Consider the following 18,477-nt stretch of genomic DNA (forward strand, 5'->3'; position numbering starts at 1 on the left):
TTTTGTTTAATTAATTTTAAAATAAATTAAACAAAATAATTGTATTTAGTCGATTTACATAAAATTACACTCGTTTAAATAAATTGTTTTAAATCATTTTCAAATCCTATATATTTGTTTATCAATTTATTTAAATATGAAAAAACTTAAAATAGTCCTTCTGGCTTTACTTTCGGTAGTAGCCGTTTTAGCGGTAGCTTTAATTATTTATGGGTTTTATCTAAAACCAAAATATGAGGGCAAATTGCAACTGAAAAACATTCAAAAAGAAACGACAGTTTATTTTGATGAGTTTGGCGTTCCACATATTTATGCAACAAATTCAAAAGATGCGATGATGGCTTTGGGTTATGTGCATGCCCAAGATCGATTATGGCAAATGGAATTGATGCGACGCATTGCACCAGGACGATTATCAGAAATTTTTGGTTCGGTGGCACTTAAAAACGATAAATTCTTTGCTGGATTGGGAATTGAAGAAGCATCTGCAAAAGCGATTGCATCATTGGATAAAAACAGTCCTAGTTATCAATTGACCATGGCCTATTTAGATGGAATTAATCAATATTTAGAAGAAGGAACAACGCCAATAGAGTTTAGTTTGGTTGGGGTTAAGAAAGAGAAATTTACGATTAAAGACGTTTACAATATTTTTGGTTACATGTCTTTTAGTTTTGCAATGGCTCAAAAATCAGATCCGTTATTGACTAATATTCGAAATAAATACGGAATGGAATATCTCAAAGATTTTGGGATTGATGGTTCGTTTAATACCACCCGAATTAAAAATGCGAAAGAAACATCTCAAGAATATAGTGCTATTTCAAAGTCAGTAGCCTCGATTTTGGAGCAGTCTCCAATTTCTCCTTTTATAGGAAGTAACAGTTGGGTTATTGCTCCAAAGAAAACTAAAAACGGGAAAGTTATTTTTGCTAATGATCCACACATTGGGTTTTCGCAACCGGGAACTTGGTATGAAGCACATCTTGTAACGCCAGATTTTGAATTGTATGGCTGTTATCTAGCTGGAACTCCGTATCCTTTATTGGGGCATAATCGCGAGTATGCTTATGGTTTGACAATGTTTGAGAATGATGATATTGATTTGTACCAAGAGGAGAATAATCCAAATGATTCAAATGTTTACAAGACACCTAGTGGTTTCAGTGCATATGAAATTCGAAAAAAAACAATAAAAGTAAAAGATTCTTTTGATGTGGTTTTGAATGTAAAAGTGACTCGCCACGGGCCGGTTGTTAATGACTTGATTGATGGTTTAATGAAAGATAAACCTGTTGCAATGTCTTGGATTTATACACAACAACCCATACAAATTCTGGATGCTGTTTATCAACTTTCGCACGCTAAAAGTAAAGCCGATTTCCAGAAAGGGGTCAGTTTAATAGCAGCGCCAGGATTGAATGTGATGTATGGTGATGCCAAAGGAAATGTGGCTTGGTGGGCAACGGGAAAATTATATAAGCATAATGCGGGCGTAAATCCTAATTTTATTTTGGATGGTGCCAGTGGTAAAGATGATATTAAAGAATATTTGGATTTTTCCAAAAATCCTTCGGCAGTAAATCCAAAATGGAATTATGTATATTCAGCGAATAATCAGCCGGAACCTATAGATGGGTTTTTATATCCAGGTTATTACCTTCCTGAAGACAGAGCAAAAAGAATTACGCAGTTATTAGAACCAAAATCAAATTGGGATAAAACTGCTGTTGGGGAAATGATTTTTGATAATACATCATCTGTTGCCCCGGAAGTAGTGAAGCAGTTAATGTCAAATGTGGACGAGAAATCACTTTCTGAAAACGAGAAAAAAGCTTTGAGAGTTTTGAAAGAATGGAAAGGTTCGAATAACCTTAGTGATGTTGCGCCAACGATTTATAATAAATGGATTTTTAATTATTTGAAAAATACTTTCGAGGATGAACTTGGCGCCGCTAATTTCAAGCAATTTTTAGGGACACATATTATGAAGCAAATTATCGCTAAGCAAATTGTTAATGCAACGTCCCTTTGGTGGGATAATGTCAATACTAAAAATGAAAAAGAAACCCGAAGCAAAATTATATCACAATCGTTTAAAGAGTCGATTACAGCTTTAGAAGAACAATTGGGGACTGCGGTAGCTAATTGGACTTGGAATAAAGTGCATACGGTAGAACATCAGCATCCATTGGGTAAAGTGGCTGCGTTAAGAAGAATTTTCAATGTGGGCCCTTTTGAAGTTTCAGGTTCCACGGAAGTTATTAATAATTTGTTTTTTGATTTTACCGATGATGGAAATTATATCGTAAAAGGAGGCCCATCAACAAGAAGGATTATTGATTTTTCGGATATAGAAAATAGCTGGAGTGTCCTTCCTACAGGGCAATCGGGGAATCCTATAAGCGCGCATTACAGTGATCAAGCGGAGCTTTACAATGCAGGAAAATTTAGAAGAATGATGCTGAACAAGGAGGAGATTGTTAGAACTTCAACAAAATTGATTTTTATTCCACGTAAAAATTAATAGTTTTAAAGTTCTTAGTCTAATAAAATCAGTAATTTTGCTTAACTTTTTATAATAAATTAATGCAAATCCCAAAAAAAATAGCGGTTGTAGGTTCTGGATTAGTTGGATCTTTATTAGCTATTTACCTTCGCAAAGCTGGTCATACGGTTCATGTTTTCGATAGAAGCCCTGATATTCGACAGATTCAGTTTTCCGGTCGTTCTATTAATTTAGCTATGTCTAACCGAGGTTGGAAAGCGCTTGATGGCGTAGGAGTGGGAGAGGCCGTGCGAGAAATTGCTATCCCAATGGATAAGCGCGCCATTCATCTTGTTGATAAACTTAATTTTCAAAATTATGGACAAGAAGGCGAATCTATTTATTCGATTTCCAGAGGAACTTTGAACAGGAAAATGATCGATTTGGCGGAAGCCGCAGGAGCTGAATTCTTTTTCGAACATAAAATCTGGGATGTAACCTTAGATGATGCTACTTTGCACATCGGTGAAACCGAAAGAGGTGCTTGGGAAGAAAAGAAATATGATATGGTTTTTGGTGCCGATGGAGCTTTTTCCAGAATCCGTCATCGGATGCAGCGTCAAAGCATGTTTGATTATTCGCAAGAATTTTTACCTATAGGATATAAGGAATTAAATATTCCTGCAAATTCTGATGCAACGCATAAACTAGACAAGAATTCATTCCATATTTGGCCTCGAGGAGAATATATGTTGATTGCATTACCTAATTTAGATGGAAGTTTTACCTGTACTTTATTTATGCCTTTTGAAGGAGAAAATTCTTTTGCTTCTTTGAAAGATCAAAAAGCGGTAGAAGCTTTTTTTGAAAAGAATTTACCGGATACTATTGATGTAATTCCAAAATTGACTGAGGATTTCTTTAAAAATCCAACAAGTACATTGGTGACGATGAAATGTTTTCCTTGGACTTACGAAGATAAAATTGCACTAATTGGAGACGCTTGTCACGCAATTGTTCCATTTTACGGGCAAGGAATGAATGCAGGCTTTGAGGATATTTCAATTCTTTATGAAATGATTGAAGAGTATGGAGATGACTGGAAAACAATTTTCTCTGAATATCAAAAATCCCGTAAACCCAACGCTGATGCAATTGCGGAACTTTCCTATCGTAATTTTATGGAAATGAGTTCTAAAACAGCTGATGAGAAATTCTTGTTGCAAAAGAAAATCGAAAAATCATTCTCAGATAAATATCCTGAAAAATGGATTCCACTTTATAGTAGAGTTACCTTTAGTGATCGTCCTTACGCCGAAGCTTTGGCTATTGGGGATTATCAAAATGCGATTATGGAGGAAGTTTTGAAAATGGAAAACATTGAGAATATTTGGGATACTGAAACGGTAGAGAATAAAATCTTGGAATTGCTGCAATAATTTTTTCAAGTTGTTTACTTTATATACTTGCGATAGATTTTTTACTTCCATCCGCACTATTTATTCCTCACGATGTACTTTAGTAAAATCGAATGCAGGTTTGCAAATGGCAATATATTCACAAGGCTCATCAAAAGGATTGGAATATTGCACTCGAGTATTTTTCTCAATTTTTATAGAATGGCCCGCTTCAAGAATCACAATTTCATTTTCAATGATGAATTGCTTTTTTCCTGCAATGACATAAGTGTATTCTTCAAATTCAGGTGTTTGAAAAGGTTCGCTCCATTTAGGAGGTGCAATCATGTGTGCAATCGAAATTTCGGGATTGTTTGTGGTAGCAATTCCGTGATGCTCTTCGATTAGTTTACCGTCAGTTGTTGGAACTATAAAAGGAGCTTTTTGAATAAAATATTTTTTCATTTTTAATGGTACTTTTTAAAATACCCTTTTAGAGTTTTAATTATAAAAGGGTATTGGAGAATTTTATTTTTTAAACAGTTTTGTTAAAACACCAAAAGCACCTCTAATAAAAGTAGCACTTGTCAATACTTTTAAAACAGATTTCCCCACTACGCTACCAGTACTCGGACCTTTACTTTCTTCTTTTTCAGATGTTTTTTCCTGTTCTTGTTCTGCAGCTGCTTCTTCAATAACGGTAATTTTTTTATTTAGCATCTCATAAGCGCTTTCACGGTCAATAAGTTCACTGTATTTTTTTACCAGTTTAGATCTGTTATTGATTTCTTGAATTTCACTCTCAGTTAAAATATCCATTCTGCTCATAGGAGCACGCATCATTGTTGCTGCAAGTGGTGTTGGAATTCCTTTTTCGTTTAATGCAGTGACTAATGCTTCTCCAATTCCTAAGCTAGTTAAAATCTCATCAGTTTTATAAAATTCAGATGTTGGATAATTATCAGCGGTTTGTTTGATGGCTTTTCGATCATTGGCAGTAAAAGCCCTTAAAGCATGTTGAATTTTTAAACCCAATTGTGCCAAAACACCACTTGGAATGTCCATTGGGTTTTGAGTGATGAAGTAAATCCCGATTCCCTTGGAACGAATAAGTTTTACAATAGTCTCTATTTGTTCTAATAATGCTTTGCTGGCTTCATTGAAAATTAAATGAGCTTCGTCAATAAAAATTACTAATTCTGGCTGATCCGAATCTCCTTTTTCAGGCATTTGCTGATAGATTTCAGCCAATAAACTTAGCATGAATGTTGAAAATAATTTTGGTTTGTCTTGAATGTCAGTTAGTCTCAAAATGTTGATGTATCCTTTTCCGTTTTCATCAATGCGCATCAAATCGTCAACTTCAAAAGACATTTCGCCAAAAAATAGTTCGGCACCTTGTTGTTCTAATTCTATTATCTTTCTCAGGATGGTGCCCGTTGTTGAAGTGGAGATTTTGCCATAGTTTTCCTCAATTTCGTCTTTTCCTTCTTCGGTAATATAATTGATTACTTTTTTGATGTCTTTTAAATCCAATAAAGGCATTTTATTGTCATCACAATATTTGAAAATAACAGAAATGACTCCGGCTTGGGTGTCATTTAAATTTAGAATTCGGGAAAATAAAACCGGTCCAAACTCAGAGATAGTAGCGCGAAGACGTACGCCATTTTGTTCAGATAAACTCAATAATTCAACAGGGAAATTTGCCGTATTGTAAGGGATGTTTATTTTAGCATGACGTTCGGTAATAAAAGCTTTCTCTTCCCCTTCTTTTGCAATACCACTAAAGTCGCCTTTTATATCCATCATCAATACAGGTATTCCAAAGGAAGATAACTGTTCTGATAATACTTGTATGGTTTTGGTTTTTCCTGTTCCTGTTGCACCTGCAATTAATCCATGGCGGTTTAATGTCTTTAAAGGTATTTTTACATGCGCACCAGCTAAAGCCTCTCCGTCCAATATGGCTCCTCCAAGAATAATGCTTTCTCCTTTAGAACTATATCCGTCTGTAATTTGTTGTATGAAATCGTCTTTTTTGCTCATAATAAGTATAGATTTAAATCATTTGCAAGGTATTATTTTTTTTATAAAACCTAAAATTTTAGTGCATACTGCAGTTTTCCTCCTTTTTTGTTGTTAATAGTATAAAATATTAGTTTTCATAAGAAGGGGTTAGTTGTTGAAATATTATGTTAATATATCATAAAAAAATACGTTATTTTTTGTAAAAGAGTAGATTTGTTTGAGTATTTTGATATAAATGCAAAGTGTTAAATTGCAAATGTATTTTTGAAATAAATTTAATTGTAATAAAATTAAAAAAAGTTTTTTTATTTAAACTAAAAATATAAATTTGCTCCACTACAAGTTTAATATAACTAAGATAATTTATTTAAAACTATTAAAATTAAAAAAAAATGGCAAACGTTAAAAAAGAAAAAGCGGCAAACGGAGGAGGAATGATTTCAGGAATCATTATTGTGGCATGTATTTTTGTTGGATGGTTAATTTGGAATTTCATAATGGGTAATGGCGCTAATTTCGAGGGCGGCGTTAATACAGGTCACCCATTACCAGGAAATATGTTAGCAATGGTTTACAAAGGGGGTCCTATTGTACCAGTATTGTTAGGATTATTATTAATGGTTGTTGTGTTCTCATTTGAGCGTTATGCTGTAATTTCAAAAGCAGCTGGTACAGGAAATCTTGATCAATTCATGACAAGTGTGCAAAAAGATATTAAAGCAGGTAATATTGAAGGAGCTATTGCTTCATGTGACAAACAAAAAGGTTCTGTTGCAAATCCAATAAAATCAGCCTTATTGAAATACCAAGAAGTAAAAAAAGAAGGTTTAGACAGCGAAGCTGCAGCTGAAACTATCCACAAAGAAATAGAAGAGGTTACTTCATTAGAAATGCCAATGTTAGAAAAGCACATGACTGTACTTTCTACAATGGTATCTTTAGGAACTCTTGCGGGATTATTAGGAACAGTAACGGGGATGATTAAAGCATTTAGTGCTTTATCTGCTGCTGGTACTCCAGATCAAGCTGCGCTTGCAAATGGTATTTCTGAAGCATTGATTAATACAGCGACAGGAATTTCTACTTCAGCATTAGCAATTATCGCTTACAACTTTTTTACTTCTAAAATTGATACTTTGACTTACTCTATTGATGAGGCGGGTAATACAATTGTGAATACTTACAGACACTTCAGAAGTACACAAAAATAATTAATAATTTAATTTACAGGAAAATAGCGGTCTTAAAAGAAAGATGCTGTTTTCTTGTAAATATAAAAAATAATATTGATGGCTATAAAAATGAAGAAAAAAGCAGGGTCTACCGATATGACTGCTATGTGTGATGTCGCTTTTCTTTTGTTGTCGTTCTTTGTAATGACAGCAACAGCTAAGATACCGGAAGCATTGCCAGTAGATACGCCTGCGTCAACGGTTCAATCTAAGTTGCCAGAAGATAATTTAGCTACTATAACTATTGGTAAAGGAAAAGTTTTCTACGACCTGAAAGGGAGAGAAGTTAGGAGAAGAGCCCTTGAGTTGATGGGACAAAAATATGGTGTTGAATTTACAGAAAGTGAATCTGAAACTTTTGGTTTAATGGAAGGTATTGGAGTTCCGATTTCAGGACTTAAACAATTGATTGCTATGAAAACTGCTGACAGAAGTAAGCCCGGTGTACAATCAGGGGTTCCTAAGGATTCACTAGATAATCAATTGAAAGAATGGATTTACAATTCTCGTATTGCAAATATTGATGTAAATGATAAAGAATTGCAAATTGCCATAAAAGGTGATGCGAAAGAAGAATATCCTGCTATCAAACAAGTGATGGATGTTTTACAAGATCAAAAAATCAATAGCTTTAATCTAGTTACTGGTTTAAGAGCAACAGAAAAATAACTAAAAAAAACACACTAAAATGGCTGAATTAAATACTGGCGACGGTGGAGGCAAAAAAGGTGGAAAAGTAAGAAGTAAAAAATCAAATTCAAAAGTAGATTTAACTGCTATGGTGGATTTGGCATTCTTATTGATTACGTTCTTTATGCTTACGACTACGTTGTCTAAACCGCAATCGATGCCTTTGGGTTTGCCAGATAAAGAAGATGATCCTACTGATAAGCCAATCAAAGTTGACGAAAACCGCACACTAACGGTTTTATTAGGAGACAATGATAAGATGGTATACTATATGGGTTTATTAGCAACTCCAATTGCTGGTCCTAAAGATATTTCTTATGGTAAAGAAGGAATTCGTAAGGAATTATTGAAAAGAAAAAAATCAGTAGTTGAATACACTGGGAATAAAGACAAAGGTTTAATTGTAATTATCAAACCAAGTAAAAAATCAAATTACCGTAATTTAGTAGATATACTTGATGAGATGGCAATTGTAGGAGTACCTTCTAATGCAATTGTAAATGATTTTTCTCCAGAAGAACTAAAATTGTTAGAAAGTAAATAAGATTTTTATATTTACTCTATAACCTAATAATTAAGAAAAATGAAATTAGATATATTCACAAACCAATGGCTTGATATTGTTTTCGAAGGTCGTAATAAGGCCTATGGCGCTTACGAACTAAGAAAATCAAATAACAAGACTACTGTTAGAGCACTTATCTTTGGTGCAATTATTTTTGCTATAGCAGTTAGTATGCCACTTATTTTAGGGTTATTACCTGATTCTTCAGATGGTGATGATACTTTAGATACTAAAATTGTTAGTATCAAATTACCTCCTAAAAAAGAAGATGTAAAAAAAGATGTTCCACCACCACCACCACCACCACCAAAAGTTGATCAACAAAAATTTGTGAAGCCTGTGGTAGCAAAAGCGGAAGAAGTGACTGAAGAACCACCTAAAACTATCGAATTAAAAGATAAAAAACTAGGTGCTGAAACTATTAAAGGAGATCCTGATGCTGTATTAACAGTCGAGCCAGTAGGTACAGGAACCGCTGCTGTTGTAGAAGAGGTTGATAACCAAATTTATAACACTGCCGGTATCGAAGTTAAGCCTGATTTCCCAGGTGGAATTGATAAATTTTATAAATTTGTTGGTAATAACTATCAAACTCCAGAAGAAGAAGGATTAAAAGGTAAAGTTTACGTTACTTTTGTAGTTGAAAAAGACGGTTCTTTAACTGATATTAAAGTAATTAGAGATATCGGTTATGGAACAGGAAAAGAAGCTATCCGTGTTTTGAAAAAATGTCCTAAATGGACGCCAGGTGAGCAAAATGGTAAAAAAGTTAGAGTACTTTATTCGCTTCCTATTACTATTCAATCTGCAGAATAATGTTGAATAACATACTTAATAATATTAAGAAGAAATCGCTTAAAGAGCGATTTCTTCTTGTTTTAGGAATTTTGTTTTTTCTAGTTTACCTTGTTTTAGGTTTATTTATTATCTTTATGAAGAATTTTCCTTTAGCAATGACGCCTACTTATAGAATAGCTTTTGGTGTTTTGCTGATTGTTTATGCTTCTTTTAGATTCTTCCGAATTATTAATGATAATAATAACTAGAACATGAAAAATCATTCTAAATTTTCCTTTTTTATCTTGTTTTTAGTAGCAGTATTTGTTTTAGCATGTAATCAAATCTCAGATAAAAATACTAAGGAGACTATTCTTAAAGGTTCGACAATCATTTATGTAGATGAAACCTTAGCACCTATTATTGAAGATCAAGTTTCGGTATTTCAAAATGAATACGATGCCAAAGTAACCCTTGTCGCTAAATCTGAATCGGAGACATTGAACTCTTTATTTAAAGAAAAGGCAGCTATTGCTATTTTATCTAGAAATTTGTCAGCTGAAGAATTGAAAATTTTTAAACAAAGAAAAATTAATCCTAAAACAACAGTTTTTGCTACCGATGCTATAGCTTTTATAGCAAACAAAAACAATAAAGATACGCTGGTTGCGTTACAAGATGTTATTAGTTTCATGCAAGGTAAGCCTGTAGCATCAATCAAAGGATTGGTTTTTGATAATCTAAATTCAAGTACAGTTCGATACATGAATTCTTTGGCTGGTATAAATGCTATTCCTGAAAAGGGTGTTTTCTCATTTAAATCTAATAATGAAGTTATAAAATATGTTTCAGAAAATGATGGTATGATTGGAGTAGTTGGTGTTAATTGGCTTTCACAGCCATTACCCGCAATGCAAACATATGTTGATAATGTTACTACTTTAGGTGTTAAAGGTCTTAAAAGTGATAACTATTATATTCCATCACAAAATAATATTGCAGAAGGAAAATACCCTTTGGCACGCGATTTGTATGTAATCAATTGTCAAGGTTTTTCTGGTTTAGGAATGGGCTTTGCCTCATTTGTTGCTGGAGATGTCGGACAAAGAATAATTTTAAAATCTGGATTGCTACCGGTTCGTATTCCAACAAGAAAGTTTACAATAATTGGTAAAGACCAAAATGATAAAAAATAAATTAACTACAATTAAAATGAATAAATTTAAATTTTTTAGTGTTGCATTGTTGGCTTCCGCTTTTGCGAGTCAAGCACAAGATATTAATCAGGCAAAAAAGGCTGTCGATGCAGAGCAATTTGAAAGTGCTAAATCGATATTAAAATCGATTATCAAAGCAAAACCAAGTAATGGTGCAGCTTTCTTTACTTTAGGGAATGTATATCTTACTCAAAGTGTTGAGGATTCTGCTAAAATTTATTTTCAAAATGGATTAAATACATCTGAAGGGGCTAAATTAAATTATATTGGTTTAGGTCAAATGGATTTAGATAAAAATGATGTGACTGGAGCACAAGCTAAATTTGCTTTGGCTACGAAGGACATTAAAAAGAAAGACGTACAAGAGTATGTTTATATAGCAAGAGCTTACATGAATGTTGCGAAACCAGATTATAAAAGTGCAATTGCTATCTTGAACCGTGCTGTAATCAACAATCCTCAAGATGCTCAATTACAATTAGCATTAGGAGATGCTTATTATGGTGATGGTAAACAAAATGAAGCTTATGTAGCTTATAGAAGTGCTTTTCAAGCTGATAACACATTGTTGAGAGCCAAAATGCAATTAGGTGTTTTGTTGAAGGGTGCTAAATCTTATGACGAAGCTTTGAAAGCTTACAATGAAGTTATTGCTATAAACCCTAATTATGGTCCTGTTTATAGAGAACTAGCTGAAACATATTATAAAATTGCACGTAACAAACCGTCTCAAGCTGCTGCAAACTATAAAACTGCGATAGGATATTACGATAAATACATGTCTTTGACAGATTATTCTATTCACTCAAGAATGCGTCGTGCTGACTTCCTTATTCTGGTAGAAGATTATGCTGCTCTTGAAGTTGAAGCAAACAAGATGATTGAATTAGATAAAGTTAACCCAAGAATCTATCGTTATTTAGGATATGCTGCTTATAAAAATGGAAATGTTGATGTAGCTATCAAATCTTTGGAAACCTTTATTACTGCTCCAGGAAATAAAGCTATTGCTTTAGATTATTTATATTTAGGTTTAACTAAAATTAAAAAAGGAACTAGTGCTGATGGACAATTAATTGACCCGATTGCTCTAAATGCTGGATTAGTTGATATTAAAAAGGCAGTTGAAATTCAGCCTTTGGCAGTTCAAGATTTAAGTGAAGTTGGTAAAAAATTATTTACCCAAAAACTATACAAAGAAGCTGCTTCAATTTTTGAATTTGGTGCTAATATTGCAGATTCTAAAACATATCTTGATGATAATGTTTATTATGGTTTAGCAAATTATTATGCTAATAATGGTAAAGATGTAAAACCAGATGTTATTGCTTTGCAAAAAGCAGATGCTGCTTTCGAAAGAGTGTTAGTAGCATCTCCTGCATATCATGAAGCATATCTTTACAGAGCTAGAACTAATAGATTACTTGATAAAGATGATGTTATGACTAAGAATTATGAGGATTATGTTGCTAAAGTTACAGCTTTAGGTGCGGAAGAAACAGCTAAACCTGCTGTTAAAGTTAAAATTATTGAGTCATACAATAATATTGCTGCTAATTATGCTAATACTGATAAAGCGAAAGCAATGGATTATTTCAGAAAAACATTAGCTCTTGATCCTGCAAATGCTTACGCAACTGAATCAATGAAAACATTGAAATAAGATACTTGTTTCTTACTTAATAAACCGATAGTTTTTTAACTATCGGTTTTTTTTTGTTTAATAGTATTATGAAATTTTAATTTTATCAATTGTATTGAGTTTTTTTAGAATCATTATGAGTCTTAGATTTCTGTTTTTTAAAGTTTATTGTTTTAGTTTCTGTTTTCAAATTAACTCATTTTCAAATTAACTATCTTTGCACTTTAAAATAAAATAATGTTATCAAAAGAAATACAATTAGAAGTTAATAAAGGTGCCATGCTTCCGTTAATGGAAGAATTCTATACTATACAAGGGGAAGGATTTCATACTGGGACAGCTGCATACTTTATTAGAATTGGCGGATGTGATGTGGGTTGTCATTGGTGTGATGTTAAGGAAAGTTGGAATGCAGAATTACATCCTCCAACAGGAGTAGATTTAATAGTTACAAATGCAAGTAAATACTCAGAGACTGTTGTTGTTACTGGTGGTGAGCCTTTGATGTGGGATATGACTTTGCTGACGCAAAAACTAAAAGAAAATAATAGAAAAGTTCATATTGAAACTTCAGGAGCGTATCCGCTTACTGGAAATTGGGATTGGATTTGTCTGTCTCCAAAGAAAAATAAACTACCTACACAAACGGTTTATGATAATGCACATGAGTTGAAAGTCATCATTTATAATAAACACGATTTTATTTTTGCTGAAGAGCAAGCTGAAAAAGTGAATAGTAATGCCATTCTGTTTCTACAACCTGAATGGAGTAAAAAAGAAGAAATGACTCAGCTGATTGTAGATTATGTGATGAACAATCCAAAATGGCGTGTTTCTTTACAGACCCATAAATATTTGAATATTCCTTAAAATTTAAAAATCCCAAATGCAAACTGTATTTGGGATTTTTTATAAATGGTGAAAATGGTTTTAAAGTTCAATTACCAACCTTTTTGTTCTTTTAATGCTGTGATATGTGCTAAGTGGTGATTTCCATGCCAGGCATAAGTTCCAATTATTTCCTTCAATTGAAATGCTGCGTTATGCTCAGGATGAATAAAGGATTTTTCTAAATCAGATTCTGATAGGCTATTCATTAAATATGCCAAACGAAAGTGTAAACCTTCCAGAAACGAAAGTGTAGGCTGTATGGGCATTGTCATATTATCATGTAATTCAGCCCAACGGTCTTCATGATAGAATTTTATTGTAGGATTATCTTCGGTTAGTGTCCATTTGATTCTAATAAAACAATTTAAGTGACTATCGGCACAATGATGAATTACTTGACGAATAGTCCAGCCATCTTTTCGATACGGTGTTTCGAGTTGCTCCTCGGTTAAATGAATCACTTCTTTTTTCAATCGTTCAGGGAAACTGGCGATTTCTGCTATTTTATTAGTTAGATATTCGCTGGAATAGCTTTCAGGGGCTATAAATTTCCCAATAGGATAACGTAATTTTTCTAATGCTGTATTTTCCATGTTAAAATGTGTTCTTTTAAATTGAAAGTTTGGCTAAATAATCATAATGTTCCCCTTCAAGAATTAACTCGCTTTGTAATCCATTGGCGAAAGCCGCATTTTGCAAAGTGTTATAATCTAAATAAAGCCAAGGGAATTCGTCTTCTTTTTCGTTTTTATAACGTATTGTAAAAGTCAATTCGCCATAATATCCATTACTTGGAATCCATTTTCCGCCATCTTCGTCATTATCAAACATATAAATTATATCCGAAGAATCAATTAGAATTTGTCCGTTTGGGTTTAGCAAACTTCTTAGTTTCTGTAAAAATGTAGTGGTTTCTTTTAGTGTTCCAAAAATGCCGGTACCATTCATTAATAATAAAATGGTGTCAAATTTATTTTCAGGATTATCAGAGTCCATTTCTAGAATGTTTTGGACTAGAGTATTTTTTAAACCGCGTAATTTACAGGCTTCAATTGCATTTTTAGAAATATCAATCGAGTGAACATCAAGATTTCTTTCGTTTTGTAAATACAAACTATGACTTCCTGCGCCACAACCTACATCCAAAATTTTTCCCTTCGCAAGTTGTAAAGCTTTCTGCTCCAATTTTGGCATTTCGTCATAGGAACGAAATAGATATTCAACACTCATTTCATCTTCTTCGGAAATGGAGGTTTCCGTTATTAAATCTTCCGGGAAATTATTAGTTTGAAAATCGAGTATGGCTTTGCCAAAAAGGTCTTTCATTGTAGTTGATGTGTTAATTTGGTGATTTGTTGGTTTGTTTTAAGTAATTTCGCGGAATGTTTTATCGAATAACCGAAAAAACAAATCTACGAATGAACACTATTTTAAACAATCTTCCTAAAGAAGCCAAAGATAAGCATATCGAAAACAAAAAGTATTTCGATAAGCTGAAAAAGAAGACACCAAAGAATTTGGATTACGTGATGCAAGATTTGCATGATGCTGAATTCAAGAAAACGGATTGTTTAAAATGTGCCAATTGTTGTAAAACAACTGGGCCTTTATTTACGGATGCAGATATTGAGCGTGTTTCAAAATATCTTAGACAAAAACCACAACAGTTTATCGAGCAATATCTTCGCATTGACGAAGACAGAGATTATGTGTTACAAAGTGTGCCGTGTACTTTTCTGGATAATGAAAATGCATGTATGATTTATGATGTTCGTCCAAAAGCATGTAGAGAATTTCCACACACAGATAGAAAAAAGTTCCAGCAAATCACAGATTTAACGTTGAAAAACGTAGCTATTTGTCCGGCAGCTTTTAATATTGTAGAGGAAATGAAGAAGAAATTGCCCTTGTAACTAAGTATTAGCAAGTATTGCTTCTTGTTTCTTTATTCCTTTTTAATATATCAAATATTTCAATCTCATTTCTTTAAAATCGATTAGCCCTTTTTTCCAGCTTTCTCTGATTTTATCTTCCGAAGTCCCAGCTTTTATTTGTTCTTGTAATTTTTTAGTTCCTGCGAGTTTGGTAAAAAAAGGATTGAAGAATTTAGATTTGTCCGTTGTAGTTTGATAGGCTTTAATCAACCATTTTAATTCTAATCGATTTACTTTTTTAGCTGTAGATAAATCTTCTCCGTAACATTCGATACCTTTGTAAACAGGATTTTGTGCGCCAAAATTTGGTTTAGGAATAAAACTAAAATCACTTTTTGGTAAATAAGGAGAACCATATATTTGAAATTGTTTTTCAGTTCCCCTTCCCACACTCACATTTGTACCTTCAAAAAGACACAAACTCGCATAAAGATTCACGGCTTGATCGTTCGGAAGATTTGGTGAAGGTTTTACAGGTAAGCTATAATTCATTTTTCTATTGTAATTAATACAAGGAATAACGGTCAATTTGCATTGCACTTCATTTTTCAACCATTTTTCACCGTTTATCATTTGCGCATATTCGCCAATTGTCATTCCGTGAAGCAGAGGGATTGGATGCATTCCCACAAAACTGTTGTATGAAGTTTCAAGAATTGGCCCGTCTACAATACTTACGTTTGGATTTGGTCGGTCTAGAATTAAAAGCGGGATATTATTTTCGGCACAGGCTTCCATGATATAATGTAACGAAGAAATATAAGTATAAAATCGCGCGCCTACATCTTGCAAATCAAAAACCATAATGTCAATTCCGGCTAGTTGTTCTGGTTTCGGTTTTTTGTTATCGCCATAAAGCGAAATAATTGAAAGTCCAGTTTTAGAATCTTTCCCATCAACCACATGTTCGCCTGCATCTGCAGTTCCACGAAAACCATGTTCTGGTGCAAATATTTTTTGGATAGCAATGTTTTTTTCTAATAGAAAATCTACTAAATGCGTTTTATTGGATAGAATTCCGGTTTGATTAGTGACAACACCAATTTTCTTATCCTTTAATAATGGTAAATAATTGTTGTAATTATCAGCTCCAGTCTTTATTTCGATAGTTAGGTTGTTTTTAGTTTTTTCTAAAGTTGGTTTTATATTTTCGCTGTCATTTGTTTTCCTTGCAGAACAGGAAGTTGAAATGATTGTTAAAAATATAAAACTAACCGATATTCTTAAAAATGGAATCATATAGTGGTTCAAATAAAATTAATGCCAATTAGTGTAATTCGTGTTTTAGCTGTATTTTTGGCTTTAGCAACGCAAACTGGCGAAGCAAATCCAAATTAGAAAAGCAATCAAATTGAATTTAGAATATTTCATCGCCAAACGACTTATAACCGCTAAAGATTATAAAAGTAGCATATCTACGCCAATTATAAAAATTGCAATCTCGGCAATTGCCATTGGTATGATTATGATGATTGTTTCAGTAGCAACTGGAATTGGACTACAGCAAAAAATTCGAGAGAAAGTTTCAGCCTTTAATGGACATATCATTATTTCGAATTACGACAACAATCAATCCGAAGTTACGCTCACACCCATTTCTAAAAAACAAGATTTTTATCCAAAGTTTACATCTGTTCCAGGAGTTAAGCATATTCAGGCTATTGCCAGTAAAGCCGGAATTATTAGAACCGAAACTGCTTTCGAAGGGATTATTTTCAAAGGAGTAGGAAATGATTATAAATGGGATAATATAAAGGAATACATTGTTCAAGGTAGAATTCCAAATGTCAAAGGGGATTTAAACGAAGAAGTTGTGATTTCTCAGTTTATTGCAAACAGACTGAATTTAAAAGTGGGTGATGGATTCAATACTTTCTTCATGAAAGAGAAAGGGTATAACCTAAGGAATTTTGATGTTGTTGGAATTTTCAATTCGGGCTTTCAAGAATTTGACGCTACTTATTTAATAGGAGACATCCGCCACATGCAGCGCATCAATAAATGGGCTCCAGACCAAATCGGAGCTTTCGAAGTTTTTGTAGATGATTTTAATACTATAGAATCTACAGGAGAACAGGTTTATGCGCAAACAGCATCAACATTAGATTCCAAAACTATAATAGAAAAATACAGTTATATATTCGAATGGCTTCAACTATTCGATTTCAACATTATCGTTATATTAGTAGTCATGATTCTTGTCGCCACAATCAATATGGTAGTAGCGCTATTAGTACTTATCTTGGAGCGAACACAAATGATAGGGATTTTAAAAGCATTAGGAGCTAATAATTGGTCAGTCCGAAAAATATTTCTTTACAATGCCTTCTACCTTATAATAAGAGGGCTGTTCTGGGGAAATCTAATTGGTATCTCATTATTATTAATCCAACAACAATTCGGGATAATTCAACTTCCTCCTGAGAACTATTACGTAAATCAAGCGCCAGTTTATCTAAATTGGGGATATATACTTTTATTGAATCTGCTTACCGTAACCGTTTGTTTCTTAGTATTACTAATTCCTTCCTACATAATAACTAAAATTTCACCGGTAAAAGCCATACGTTTCGATTAGAATATTATTTTGGGCGTTTCCCATTATATAAAGAGAGGCAACTATTCATTACTTATAGTTGCCTCTCTTTATATAATGAGTCGGGCTATCCGCTACAAGTCCTCGTCTCGTCCGAAAAGACGAGACTGCGGGCTTTCTGCTTCTATCCCTAACGCGAGCCCTGTTTGCTTTATCGTATTGATGACTGTATGTTAAATTCATATTAAGATCAACAGGATAATTTTTAGTTACCTTATATATAGGAGAGGCTAAAAAAAAGGTGTATTATTATAGAATATACTCATTACACTGATTCAGCCGATTTTTTTGGTTAGTAGTTAGAGAGCTGGAGCTTTTTTCAGGAGTAAGATGGACAAAGTGGCTGTAAAAAAGGGAATAAAGGTAAAGTGCAATAAGGTTGTATAGGTAAAGAAAGTTGCGATAAGGTTGCTTATGTATAAAGTCTACCGCTGTTTTAGGAGAAAAAGCCGCTCATTCCTAATTATGGGGTATTAGAGTTCAAAAAACTTTGTTATTCAAAAACCATGTTTTCAGCGAGTTAAAGTTTAAGTTAAGAAAACATCAAAAAAAAGTGATTAAAAAGCTTGAATAACTCAATAAACGGTGTAGTTTTGCACCCGCAACAACGCAGACGTTCTTTTAAATACTGACAAGTAATGTTAATCAAATTAGAAAATTTATTTTCAAAAAAAGATTAAAAAAGCTTGTGAGATTAGAAAACGGATGTTACCTTTGCGCCCCGCAAAACGCGCAAAGTTCCTTGAAAGATTGATGAGAAAATAAGAATTAAACGGAGATAAAAATTTCCAAAAAAAATTCAAAATTTTCTTGCCAGTTAAAAAGAAAGTTGTACTTTTGCACCCGCTTCGAGAAACACTATAACAAGTGATAAAGGAGTTGAAAAAAAGAGATAAGAACACGTTCCTAGACATATTGAATTGACAGCCGTTCCGATGCAAATCGGAACAAAAGAATAAGAGTAATAGAATCGAGAGATTTGAAAAAACCACTAGAATTTAGTCGAATAAACAAAGA

Annotated in this window: 16 protein-coding genes; 11 read left to right on the forward strand and 5 right to left on the reverse strand. The window is 33.2% G+C overall.

The annotated features are described in order from the left end of the window. Positions 1–136 precede the first annotated feature (136 nt). On the forward strand, positions 137–2,527 hold the full coding sequence (locus ACNQF6_RS09935; protein ID WP_417965460.1) for a penicillin acylase family protein: 2,391 nt from the start codon (positions 137–139) through the stop codon (positions 2,525–2,527). A gap of 62 nt (positions 2,528–2,589) precedes the next feature. After that, entirely contained in the window at positions 2,590–3,927 is a 1,338-nt protein-coding gene (locus ACNQF6_RS09940) for an FAD-dependent oxidoreductase (RefSeq protein ID WP_417965462.1), read from the forward strand. 60 nt (positions 3,928–3,987) lie between these two features. Here ACNQF6_RS09940 and ACNQF6_RS09945 read toward each other — a convergent pair whose 3' ends face one another. Together ACNQF6_RS09945 and ACNQF6_RS09950 are read right to left on the reverse strand one after the other, a co-directional pair. Then, positions 3,988–4,350 carry a cupin domain-containing protein gene (locus ACNQF6_RS09945; protein WP_417965464.1) on the reverse strand — a complete coding sequence of 121 codons (363 nt, stop codon included), beginning with the start codon at positions 4,348–4,350 and terminating at the stop codon, positions 3,988–3,990. 63 nt (positions 4,351–4,413) lie between these two features. Then, entirely contained in the window at positions 4,414–5,934 is a 1,521-nt protein-coding gene (locus tag ACNQF6_RS09950) for a helicase HerA-like domain-containing protein (protein WP_417965466.1), read from the reverse strand. Between the two features lie 374 nt (positions 5,935–6,308). Between ACNQF6_RS09950 and ACNQF6_RS09955 the strand changes: the two genes are divergently transcribed. The 7 genes from ACNQF6_RS09955 to ACNQF6_RS09985 all read left to right on the forward strand — a co-directional run bounded on the left by ACNQF6_RS09955 (position 6,309) and on the right by ACNQF6_RS09985 (position 12,909). Beyond that, a complete protein-coding gene (locus tag ACNQF6_RS09955) occupies positions 6,309–7,127 on the forward strand; it encodes a MotA/TolQ/ExbB proton channel family protein (RefSeq protein ID WP_417965468.1) in 819 nt (272 codons plus the stop codon). A 90-nt stretch (positions 7,128–7,217) separates the two neighbouring features. Beyond that, positions 7,218–7,817, forward strand: coding sequence for an ExbD/TolR family protein (locus tag ACNQF6_RS09960; RefSeq protein WP_417965470.1), 600 nt, complete (start codon positions 7,218–7,220; stop codon positions 7,815–7,817). 19 nt (positions 7,818–7,836) lie between these two features. Beyond that, positions 7,837–8,382: an ExbD/TolR family protein gene (locus tag ACNQF6_RS09965; protein WP_315208853.1), complete on the forward strand. Its 546-nt coding sequence runs from the start codon at positions 7,837–7,839 to the stop codon at positions 8,380–8,382. Positions 8,383–8,421: 39 nt separating this feature from the next. Further along, on the forward strand, positions 8,422–9,219 hold the full coding sequence (locus tag ACNQF6_RS09970; RefSeq protein ID WP_315208856.1) for an energy transducer TonB: 798 nt from the start codon (positions 8,422–8,424) through the stop codon (positions 9,217–9,219). Between the two features lie 233 nt (positions 9,220–9,452). Next, positions 9,453–10,376, forward strand: coding sequence for a PstS family phosphate ABC transporter substrate-binding protein (locus ACNQF6_RS09975; RefSeq protein WP_417965472.1), 924 nt, complete (start codon positions 9,453–9,455; stop codon positions 10,374–10,376). A gap of 16 nt (positions 10,377–10,392) precedes the next feature. Beyond that, positions 10,393–12,060 carry a tetratricopeptide repeat protein gene (locus ACNQF6_RS09980; protein ID WP_417965474.1) on the forward strand — a complete coding sequence of 556 codons (1,668 nt, stop codon included), beginning with the start codon at positions 10,393–10,395 and terminating at the stop codon, positions 12,058–12,060. A 216-nt stretch (positions 12,061–12,276) separates the two neighbouring features. Further along, positions 12,277–12,909 (forward strand): 7-carboxy-7-deazaguanine synthase QueE, encoded by a 633-nt coding sequence (locus ACNQF6_RS09985; RefSeq protein ID WP_417965476.1) that lies wholly within the window; start codon positions 12,277–12,279, stop codon positions 12,907–12,909. Between the two features lie 71 nt (positions 12,910–12,980). Here the strand turns inward: ACNQF6_RS09985 and ACNQF6_RS09990 are convergent, their stop codons facing one another. Both ACNQF6_RS09990 and ACNQF6_RS09995 read right to left on the reverse strand, forming a co-directional pair. After that, positions 12,981–13,523 (reverse strand): YfiT family bacillithiol transferase, encoded by a 543-nt coding sequence (locus ACNQF6_RS09990; protein WP_417965478.1) that lies wholly within the window; start codon positions 13,521–13,523, stop codon positions 12,981–12,983. Positions 13,524–13,539: 16 nt separating this feature from the next. Beyond that, positions 13,540–14,256 carry a class I SAM-dependent methyltransferase gene (locus ACNQF6_RS09995; RefSeq protein ID WP_417965480.1) on the reverse strand — a complete coding sequence of 239 codons (717 nt, stop codon included), beginning with the start codon at positions 14,254–14,256 and terminating at the stop codon, positions 13,540–13,542. A 92-nt stretch (positions 14,257–14,348) separates the two neighbouring features. Here ACNQF6_RS09995 and ACNQF6_RS10000 point away from each other — a divergent pair, with 92 nt between their 5' ends. Continuing rightward, positions 14,349–14,843 (forward strand): YkgJ family cysteine cluster protein, encoded by a 495-nt coding sequence (locus ACNQF6_RS10000; RefSeq protein WP_282743468.1) that lies wholly within the window; start codon positions 14,349–14,351, stop codon positions 14,841–14,843. A 42-nt stretch (positions 14,844–14,885) separates the two neighbouring features. Here ACNQF6_RS10000 and ACNQF6_RS10005 read toward each other — a convergent pair whose 3' ends face one another. Further along, positions 14,886–16,103, reverse strand: a complete 1,218-nt coding sequence (locus tag ACNQF6_RS10005; RefSeq protein WP_417965482.1) for an exo-beta-N-acetylmuramidase NamZ family protein — start codon at positions 16,101–16,103, stop codon at positions 14,886–14,888. Between the two features lie 112 nt (positions 16,104–16,215). On the opposite strand from ACNQF6_RS10005, the gene ACNQF6_RS10010 reads away from it, so the two are divergent. Then, positions 16,216–17,442, forward strand: coding sequence for an ABC transporter permease (locus tag ACNQF6_RS10010; RefSeq protein WP_417965484.1), 1,227 nt, complete (start codon positions 16,216–16,218; stop codon positions 17,440–17,442). Positions 17,443–18,477: the final 1,035 nt, after the last annotated feature.

This window comes from Flavobacterium pasteuri, assembly GCF_048286615.1.
Lineage (GTDB): Bacteria > Bacteroidota > Bacteroidia > Flavobacteriales > Flavobacteriaceae > Flavobacterium.